The organism is Nitritalea halalkaliphila LW7 (genome assembly GCF_000265075.1).
Classification (GTDB): Bacteria; Bacteroidota; Bacteroidia; order Cytophagales; family Cyclobacteriaceae; genus Nitritalea; species Nitritalea halalkaliphila.
Map to the genome: position 1 here is coordinate 1 of NZ_AJYA01000052.1, position 8,632 is coordinate 8,632.

Annotated in this window: 8 protein-coding genes and 1 pseudogene; 4 read left to right on the forward strand and 5 right to left on the reverse strand. The window is 47.8% G+C overall.

What is annotated here, in order from left to right; genetic code table 11:
• On the forward strand, nucleotides 1-292 hold a 292-nt coding region (locus tag A3SI_RS19390), incomplete at its 5' end, for an alpha/beta fold hydrolase (RefSeq protein ID WP_009056813.1).
• A 30-nt stretch (nucleotides 293-322) separates the two neighbouring features.
• Here the strand turns inward: A3SI_RS19390 and A3SI_RS13710 are convergent.
• Nucleotides 323-1,750 carry a DASH family cryptochrome gene (locus A3SI_RS13710; RefSeq protein WP_040671003.1) on the reverse strand — a complete coding sequence of 476 codons (1,428 nt, stop codon included), beginning with the start codon at nucleotides 1,748-1,750 and terminating at the stop codon, nucleotides 323-325.
• Between the two features lie 91 nt (nucleotides 1,751-1,841).
• Between A3SI_RS13710 and A3SI_RS13715 the strand changes: the two genes are divergently transcribed.
• Entirely contained in the window at nucleotides 1,842-2,387 is a 546-nt protein-coding gene (locus A3SI_RS13715) for a hypothetical protein (RefSeq protein WP_009056817.1), read from the forward strand.
• A gap of 126 nt (nucleotides 2,388-2,513) precedes the next feature.
• On the opposite strand, the gene A3SI_RS19060 is transcribed toward A3SI_RS13715, so the two are convergent.
• On the reverse strand, nucleotides 2,514-2,750 hold the full coding sequence (locus A3SI_RS19060; RefSeq protein WP_009056819.1) for a class I SAM-dependent methyltransferase: 237 nt from the start codon (nucleotides 2,748-2,750) through the stop codon (nucleotides 2,514-2,516).
• A complete protein-coding gene (locus A3SI_RS13720) occupies nucleotides 2,725-3,351 on the reverse strand; it encodes a N5-glutamine methyltransferase family protein (RefSeq protein WP_009056821.1) in 627 nt (208 codons plus the stop codon). Before A3SI_RS13720 ends, A3SI_RS19060 begins: the two co-directional genes overlap by 26 nt.
• A gap of 148 nt (nucleotides 3,352-3,499) precedes the next feature.
• Here A3SI_RS13720 and htpG point away from each other — a divergent pair.
• Nucleotides 3,500-5,388, forward strand: a pseudogene (gene htpG / locus A3SI_RS13725) (molecular chaperone HtpG).
• Between the two features lie 211 nt (nucleotides 5,389-5,599).
• Entirely contained in the window at nucleotides 5,600-5,953 is a 354-nt protein-coding gene (locus tag A3SI_RS13730; RefSeq protein ID WP_009056822.1) for a DUF805 domain-containing protein, read from the forward strand.
• A 105-nt stretch (nucleotides 5,954-6,058) separates the two neighbouring features.
• Here A3SI_RS13730 and A3SI_RS13735 read toward each other — a convergent pair whose 3' ends face one another.
• Both A3SI_RS13735 and A3SI_RS13740 read right to left on the reverse strand, forming a co-directional pair.
• A complete protein-coding gene (locus A3SI_RS13735; RefSeq protein ID WP_009056823.1) occupies nucleotides 6,059-6,730 on the reverse strand; it encodes a hypothetical protein in 672 nt (223 codons plus the stop codon).
• A 103-nt stretch (nucleotides 6,731-6,833) separates the two neighbouring features.
• On the reverse strand, nucleotides 6,834-8,282 hold the full coding sequence (locus A3SI_RS13740; RefSeq protein WP_040671004.1) for an amidohydrolase: 1,449 nt from the start codon (nucleotides 8,280-8,282) through the stop codon (nucleotides 6,834-6,836).
• Between the last annotated feature and the right edge of the window lie 350 nt (nucleotides 8,283-8,632).

Below are 8,632 nucleotides of genomic sequence, written 5' to 3' on the forward strand. Positions count from 1 at the left end.
CGCGCACGGAAGCCAGACACCTACCGCAGTGGCTCTCGCCTACACCAAAGCCATGCGTGCCCGCCCAGATCGCCGCGAAGTGCTCGCCCGTATGCCTCACAGTCTGCTGATCGCTGGCCAGGAGGATCCCGCCATCTCCGAAGAAGATAGCCGTGCACAGGAAAGCCTCGTCACTCGCTTTGTTCTACTCGAGGGAGTGGGACACATGGGCATGTACGAAAAAAATGCTGCCGGCATCGAAGCACTGGCAGCATTCTTACGGCAGACCTTCCCCTCAAAAGCGGTGGAATAGTCTGGATATACGGATGACGATAGAAAATGCTTAGTAGATGGCGCGCATTTTCACCATGGGGTGCGGATAATGGCCTCCCAGGCTAATGCCATACTTTTTAAGGGTGCCTGGCGGCAAATCAAAGGGCTTTTGGATGTCATAACCCGGCAGCGCTGCCAACTCCGGCACCCAGTGGCGCACATAATCGCCCTTGGCATCGTAATTTTTCGCCTGCTTTAATATCGCGAAATACCGGTTTTCGCGTGGATCATTACCTACCCCCGCGACATACATCCAGTTGCCCCAGTTGCTGCACACATCATAATCGATGAGCACGGACTCGAAATAAGAAGCACCCCAGCGCCAATCAATATTCAGGTCATTCACGAGGAAACTAGCCACATTTTGGCGGCCGCGATTCGACATAAAGCCTGTTTCGGCTAGTTCACGCATGTTTGCATCCACGAAGGGAATACCCGTTTGGCCTTCCACCCAGCGCTGAAAGAGGGCTTCATTTCGCTGCCACTTTTCCGCGTTCGGCTTGATGCCTTGGAGCCAAAAAATTTTATTGCCGTGCTTTTTAGCGATAAACTTAAAATAATCTCTCCAGATCAGCTCGAATACGAGCCAGTAGGTCGATTGATTTTTTTTGCGCTCCTTCTCATAGCGCGCCACTTCCTCGTAGATGTAGCGGGGTGAAATACAGCCAAGCGCCAGCCAGGGAGAGAACTTACTGGAATAATCAGCCCCTAGGAGGCCATTTCGTGTTTCTTTGTACACTTTTAGGCAGTCATTTTCCCAAAAGTAGGTCTGGAGTCGCGCCAAAGCCGGACCCTCTCCACCTTCAAACACCAACACGCCACGGTCCGATACTTCGGGCTCCTCCAAACCAAGGACTGCTAAAGTGGGGATATCCCCCTTTGGCACATCTGGAAATGGATAATATAGTTCGTCCGGCGCAGGATAGGCCGGTCTGATTTTACTGAATTTTTCGCACTCCTTCCGAAACTGCGTGAAGACCTCTGGGGTCTGCCCCACAGGAAAAGGGAGGTCCGATATATGAAAGAGGGTTTGCTGCCAGAAAGATTCCGTCGCCACTCCTGCCTTCCAAGCTGCTGCCTCCACGGCCTTCTCTACTGCTACCTCCTCAGAAGTAATTTCTTCAGAAAAGTAGAGGGCATCTGCTTCCACAGCGCGCAGAAAATCCGGTAGCACCTCCTCTGGCTTTCCGTACAAGATATGTAGCTGGGCGCCTAGATCAATCAGTCTCAATCGCAAGTCTCGGAGTGCCTCGATAAGGAACTTTGCACGAAAGGACCCCGTCTTAGGCAGGCCTAAGCGCATGGTGCCGAACTGTCTGGGATCGACACAGTAAACAGGAATGACCTCCGCGTCCTTATCGTAAGCAGAAAATAAAGGTGCATGATCATGCACCCTTAAATCATTTCTAAACCAAACTACAACTCTTTTTGTATTCATTTCCCTTAAAACCGCTCATGGAATAAAACTGTTTGTGGGAACTACCGATCCAGTATTTATTCTTATGTTTAAGGTATAATTTTGTAAAAGAATGAAGCATATTTCGAAATTAACGACAGGACTTTTCCTACTTATTTTCCACTTATCCACTTTTTCTGCCGCTGCTCAGCAGGAAATGAGCGGTTCAGATGCCTTTTGGGAGCGCCTCAGCCAGCACTGCGGTAAAACCTTCGCAGGGGAAGTCACCACACCCATGGGGCCAAACGATCAGTTCGCCGGAAAAACATTAGTCATGCACGTGAGAAGTTGCGACCCGGAGCGCATCACCATCCCTTTCTTTGTCGGCGAAGACAAATCCCGAACTTGGGTGCTGACGCGAGAGGCAGGCGGGCGCATCAAGCTGAAGCATGACCACCGGCATGAAGATGGGAGCGAGGATGAAATTACGCAGTATGGAGGCGTGAGTGCGAATACTGGTATGGCGGGATTGCAGTTTTTTCCCGCTGATCAGGAAACGGCAGACCTGATTCCCTACGCCGCGAATAATGTCTGGTGGATCACCGTAGACGATAAAAGCTTTACGTATAATTTGCGCCGTGTAGGCGCACACGCGAATTCACAGTACGTTTTGACCTGAGTAAGGAGGTAGAAAACCCGGGTCCCGCTTGGGGTTGGGAGGACTAAGTGCCCCCTTCGTTTCATTTGGCCTCCCGGCCAAAAGCTCCCGCTTAGGCGCCTTCCTCTAGCTTCGGCTGAAAGGCTTCTACGATACGATCTTTGCCCTGCATGTCCACATGCAGGCAACGTTTTTATAGCCCTGTTCGGAAAAAAGCTGACAGCAGGCCCGTCCGTAGGCCTCATTAATTTCAACATAGAGAGCACCACCAGGTACCAGTGCCCTGCGGCCATAGCTTCCGATTTCCCGATAGAAGCGCAGAGGATCCTCGTCGGGAACGAATAGCGCGAGGTGGGGCTCAAAATCCAGGACGCGAGGGGCCATGTGTTCTTTTTCCGTGCGGCATACATAGGGGGGTTCGAGACGATGATATCCCAGGGCCTTCCGGGGCGGCATTTTTCCAGTTTAAGATATCTTCCTGCAGCCAGTGCACCGTAGTTCCGAGCCGCTGGCCGTTTTCTTTGGCCACGGCCAAAGCCTCTGCTGAGATATCGAGTCCCCATACAGTAGCCTGAGGCAGCTCCAGGGCGAGTGTTAGCGCGATGCAGCCACTCCCCGTACCGATGTCCAGCAGGCGCTTGCCTATAGCGGGCCGATGCCGCTGCAGAAGCGTGTACACCAGTTCCTCTGTCTCTCTCCGCGGTATCAGAACAGCTTCAGAGACGCGGAACTTACGGCCATAAAAATACGCATATCCCAGTGCCTGCTGTAGTGGCATACCGGTAGCGAGCAGCTCTAAAAAGGGGTTCAGGCGCTCAGCGTCGAGGAGTTCCTGGCTATGCACTTGCATGCGGGAAATCCCGTAGACCTCTTCCATGAGGAGCTCCACCACTGCGGGAGCCTCCTCTTCCTCATACACATAGCGAAGGCGGGAGAGCGTGTGTTGGAAAAGGGTTTTGGCAGGTGTCAGGTGCGGGGTAGGCATGGATACTCAGGATGATGGGGAAGCAATTTACTTCAAAAAGCCATACGAGCTAGCATCCAGTGACAAAATGACAGGGAGCGGGGATTGGAACAGCTCTTGCCATAGGGTCTGAAAACATGAGCGTTCCATTCTAAACGAATAAGTAGATATGCAAGAAAAAGGTACCATCTCGATTCATACCGAGAACATTTTCCCGATTATCAAAAAGTTTTTATACTCTGACAACGAGATCTTTCTGCGTGAGCTCGTTTCGAATGCCGTGGATGCCACGCAAAAAATCAAGCGGCTGGCTTCACTCGGACAGTATGGCGGAGACTTAGGCGACACCACCGTTCAGGTGAGCTTCGATAAGGAAAACAAGACCATCACCATCGCGGATAATGGCTTGGGGATGACGGCTGAAGAGATTAAAAAGTATATCAACCAGATCGCATTTTCCGGTGCTACCGAGTTTGTAGAGAAGTTTAAAGAAGCCAAGGATGCCAATGAGATCATCGGCAAGTTTGGTTTAGGCTTTTATTCTGCCTTTATGGTGGCCAAAGAGGTGGAAATTCAGACCCTGTCCTATCAGGAGGGTGCGCAGCCTGCACGCTGGGTATGTGATGGAAGTACCAGCTTCGAGATCAGTGAAGGATCGCGCACTACACGCGGTACCACTGTGATTTTACATCTTTCCGAAGAAGGCGAAGAGTTTTTAGACAAATACAAGCTTCAGAGCATTTTAGACAAATATGCCAAGTTTCTTCCTATTCCGATCCAGTTCGGCACTAAAACCGAAAGTAAGGAAGATGGTGTAGATGAAGCGGGCAAAACGAAGTACACCTCCGTAGAGGTACCGAATGTAATCAATACGACTGCACCGATTTGGACTAAGTCTCCGAGCGATTTAAAAGACGAGGACTATCTGGCCTTCTATAAGGAGCTCTACCCTTTTAGCGAAGACCCCCTCTTCTGGATTCATTTAAATGTGGACTTCCCTTTTAACCTGACGGGCGTTCTTTATTTCCCTAAGATTAAAAAATGATTTTGATCTGCAAAAGAATAAAATCAAGCTGTTTAGCCGTCAGGTGTTCATCACAGATGAGGTAAAAGATATCGTGCCAGAGTTTTTAATGCTCCTACATGGTGTGATCGATTCGCCAGACATTCCGCTAAATGTATCCAGAAGCTTCCTTCAGGCGGATGGAAACGTGAAGAAGATCAACAATCACATTACGAAAAAAGATGGCGGATAAATTGGCCGAGCTCTTCAAGAAGGATCGGGCTGCCTATGAGCAGAAATGGTCGGATATCGGCTTATTCGTGAAGTACGGCATGATTAGCGAAGATAAGTTTGCCGATAAGGCCAAGCAGTTTGCGCTACTAAAGAATACAGAGGGGTCCTGCTTCACATTAGAGGAGTATGCCGAAAAAGTACAGGCCCTTCAGACGGATAAAAGCGAGCAGAAAATTTACCTCTACGCCACTGATGTGGACAAGCAGGATGCTTTTATCGGTTCTGCGAACCAAAAGGGCTATGATGTCCTCGTGCTGGACCACCCGATCGACAGTCATTTCATCCAGCATATCGAGATGAAAGGCGAAAAAATTGCCTTCAAGCGTGTGGATGCGGATGTCGTGGATAAGTTGATCGAAAAGGAAAGCAGCATCGAAAACTTACTCACTGAGGAGCAAAGCAAGCAGGTGAAAGAGATTTTCGAAAAGGCGATAGCGAAAGAAACCTACGAAATTCAGGTGGAGGGACTAAGTCCTGAGGAGCTGCCTGTAACTGTAACCATGGATGAGTTTATGCGCCGCATGAAGGATATGGCCCAGACCGGCGGTGGTGGCATGAGCTTTTATGGTGCTATGCCAGACCGTTATAAAGTAGCCATAAACGGTAACCATCCTTTAGTGGACAAGATCCTGAAGGCAGAGTCTCCAGAAGTACAGGCAAAATTAGCGAAGCAGGCATTTGATCTGGCTTTACTGGCGCAGGGATTGTTGACTGGTAAGGAGTTAACCGCTTTCGTGAAAAGAAGTGTAGAAATTATCTAAGCGCGAAAGTTTCAAGCTGCTGGCAGCATAACTTTAGGAACCTTTGGGTACATAGCCATGTCCCAAAGGTTTTTTTTATTTATAAATCAGCAAATCGCATGAAGCAAACTGCTGACTTAAATAAGCTACAGCTGCTGGCATACCTTTGCTTTTCAAACAATTTCGCCTTCAATTAGTTATAATAATAACTTTAACCAAGAACGAATGAATCATGATAGCTGTTTTAAATCCAAACGGGCGAATCACCCGAAGGAAATACCTGACTTTATTTCTGATCTTTTATAGTACAAATGTCATTTCCCTCATCCAGTTATTTTACGCTTACAAGCTTCAAGATTGGATAGCTTTTGCCATTTTCGGAACCATTTTGATTAGCACCATTGTCATGCTGCTAGTTCAGGCCATTCGCCGTCTTCATGACATTGGCTTAGACTATAAATACGTCATCTACCTCATCATTCCGCCACCCCTGAACTTCATCGGCTTTATTTGGCTGGCTTTAAAACCTGGTCAAGATGGAGAAAATGCATATGGTCCAGATCCACGGAAAACCGATATTTTATAGGTGCTAACGAACAAATAATCCTTTATCATGCTCTTTCTTTGGGTGAGAGCTAAATAAAGCCCGTAAACAGCTCTTGAAAGAACTGGTTTACGGGCTTTTTACGGTTTAGGCCTCCTCCTCACGATTTTTAGCAAACACATCGAAGCCTATCTTCTGGGGACTCCCCAGTCCAGAGGTGTACAGCAGCTTCTGCTGGTAATTAATGACCATCAATTCCTGAAAAGCAGGCGCTAAAAGGTCATTATCCACAGCAGAACGCATGAGTAGCATCAGCATATCGCGTAACTTTTCATCTGTAAGGTCATTTTCCTTTAACTCAGGATAATGAAACACCAGATTTCTTTCGCCTTCAATAAAAAACTTATTTTCTATGTTTAATAATAACCTTCCGATCAGATAGCCATGGTCCTCCATCCGGTTATAGGTGATGGTATCACTTAGGAAATTGTACACTAAAATTTGGCCAAAATAGGCTCGCTTATCATCCGCTTTCACATACTTGGCCTTACTAAGATAGCGTTCCTCAGGTAGCTTCACCACATTACTCTGCAGGATAACCACGAGGGCATCTTCTCCGAAACGTAAAATAAACTCATGTGCATTTACCTGATCGAATTGTACCTGTACCCCAGCGTCTAACTTCACCTGAGCATGGAGCTCCTGAGCCAGCTGATGTGCTTGCATCTCTAAACGCTTAAAGGCAGACTGGGTAAGTTTAAAGACAGCCGCTTTTAAGGCTGCCTTTTCTTGTAACTTCGTAGCTAAGTTGGAAATCATAAAGAGCTTAGGATATAAAGGAAAGATAGATGGTATAAACTAAAGATAATACGAGCTTCGCAGACTTACAAGGCGCACCCTCCAGCTAATCCCGCTCTAAACCTCAGCGCACCTTGTTTTGGTCTTTTCGGAAGTGCAAAGGAGGCGCCATATCCCCTATTAAAGGTGCATACTCCAGCCCATCTAAACGCGTCTCGAACTCCTGCTTGGCTTCACGGATTAACAAAGGATTCATGATTAAGTCCTTTCCTGTAAGTGCCATCGTTTTAGCAGCTACCATCATTCCTTTATAACCGATGCTCATGCCATCTGCCGCTACTGCTTGCCAGGTATGCGCTGCTGTGCCAGGAACCCACGTAGCCGTTCGTAAACCTACCGTAGGCACTACATAGCTAACATCCCCTACATCTGTGGAAGCTGGAAAATGGGTAAGGCGATACGGCTGCACCTCCTGGGCCAGCGTCAGCGCCGGGGGCTTCGGAACATTAAGGGTCGCTTGGATCTTTTCGGCAAAATCCAACTCCTCGGCATCATAGTGTACACCTCCGACTAAGGTTAAATTTTTATGCATCGCTTGTGCTAACGTTTCATTCGGCAGTAACCCATAAATCCCAGCTACTACCTCCACCTCGACACGTGTTTCTGTTCCCATCGCTGCCCCTTCAGCGGCTAACTTCACACGCTCCCACATTTGCTTCACTTCCATTACATCAGGATGACGCACCATGTACTCGACTACCGCATAATCGGGCACCACATTAGCCGCTAGACCACCGTTCGTGATGACATAATGAATGCGACTTTCCTGATCGACGTGTTCACGCATCATATTCACCATCATATTCATGGCCTCCACAGCATCTAAGGCAGAACGGCCGCGCTCAGGTGCTCCCGCGGCATGTGAAGTCTGACCATAAAACTTAAAATAACCCTGCATCACTGCCGTGCACGTAGAGGCGTCCGCACTGTTTCGGTCGCCAGGGTGCCAGTTGATGACAGCATCTACCTGATCGAACAGGCCCGCACGCACCATATACACCTTTCCTGCACCACCCTCCTCAGCCGGCGTACCAAAAATTTTTAATGTGGCCTTAATCTGATTGGCATCGATCCACTCCTTTAAGGTGATGGCAGAAGCTACTACAGCTGTTCCAAATAAATTATGTCCGCAGCCGTGTCCATTTCCACCATCGACAAGCACCGAACGAAAAGGGACTGCATCCTGTGATAAACCTGGAAGTGCATCGTATTCTGCTAAAAACCCGATAACAGGGCCACCCCGGTCATACGTAGCCACAAAAGATGTAGGCATATCGGCCACCCCCATCTGCACAGTAAATCCCGCCGCCCGTAACTCATCTGCCAGCAACTTGGAGCTGGTGAATTCCAAATAACCTAATTCAGGGTTTTCCCAAATTTCACGAGCTATTTTAGCATATTGCGCTTCTTTCGCTTCTAAATTCTTGACGATAAAACTATCGTGGTTGGCTTCCTGCGCATGGAGCTTTCCTATAGAAAACAGGACAAAAAGAATGAATAATATTTTTTTCATAGTGCTTAAATTGGTGTTATACATAGCTTTTCTGAAAAATAACAAAATTACCTTCTAACACCAAGTCACCTAAACAAAAAACCACTCGCTTGACCAAAGCAAAAAAACACGCACCCCTTGTACTTTTTGTACCTCAGGTGCGTGCTGTTAACTACTAGCGCAAATAAAAACCTACAGCTACCTTTAAAATGTTCGTTTACTTTCGTTTGCTTTCCTTTTTTCGAAAAACGAGATCGTTTGCTTTCTTTTTCTTTCGTTTGCTTTCTTTTCTATGTTCGTTGCTTCGTTTGCTTCCTTTGGGCAGAGCCAAAAAGGGCAGCGCAGGCGCTCCCTTAGAAAATGTGTCCAAA

Coding starts and splice junctions, on each gene's coding strand:
- A3SI_RS13720 (WP_009056821.1), bottom strand. CDS start 3,351: ATGCCTACCCCGCACCTGACACCTGCCAAAACCCTTTTCCAACACACG.
- A3SI_RS13710 (WP_040671003.1), bottom strand. CDS start 1,750: ATGAATACAAAAAGAGTTGTAGTTTGGTTTAGAAATGATTTAAGGGTG.
- A3SI_RS13715 (WP_009056817.1), top strand. CDS start 1,842: ATGAAGCATATTTCGAAATTAACGACAGGACTTTTCCTACTTATTTTC.
- A3SI_RS19060 (WP_009056819.1), bottom strand. CDS start 2,750: ATGGCCCCTCGCGTCCTGGATTTTGAGCCCCACCTCGCGCTATTCGTT.
- A3SI_RS13740 (WP_040671004.1), bottom strand. CDS start 8,282: ATGAAAAAAATATTATTCATTCTTTTTGTCCTGTTTTCTATAGGAAAG.
- A3SI_RS13735 (WP_009056823.1), bottom strand. CDS start 6,730: ATGATTTCCAACTTAGCTACGAAGTTACAAGAAAAGGCAGCCTTAAAA.
- A3SI_RS13730 (WP_009056822.1), top strand. CDS start 5,600: ATGATAGCTGTTTTAAATCCAAACGGGCGAATCACCCGAAGGAAATAC.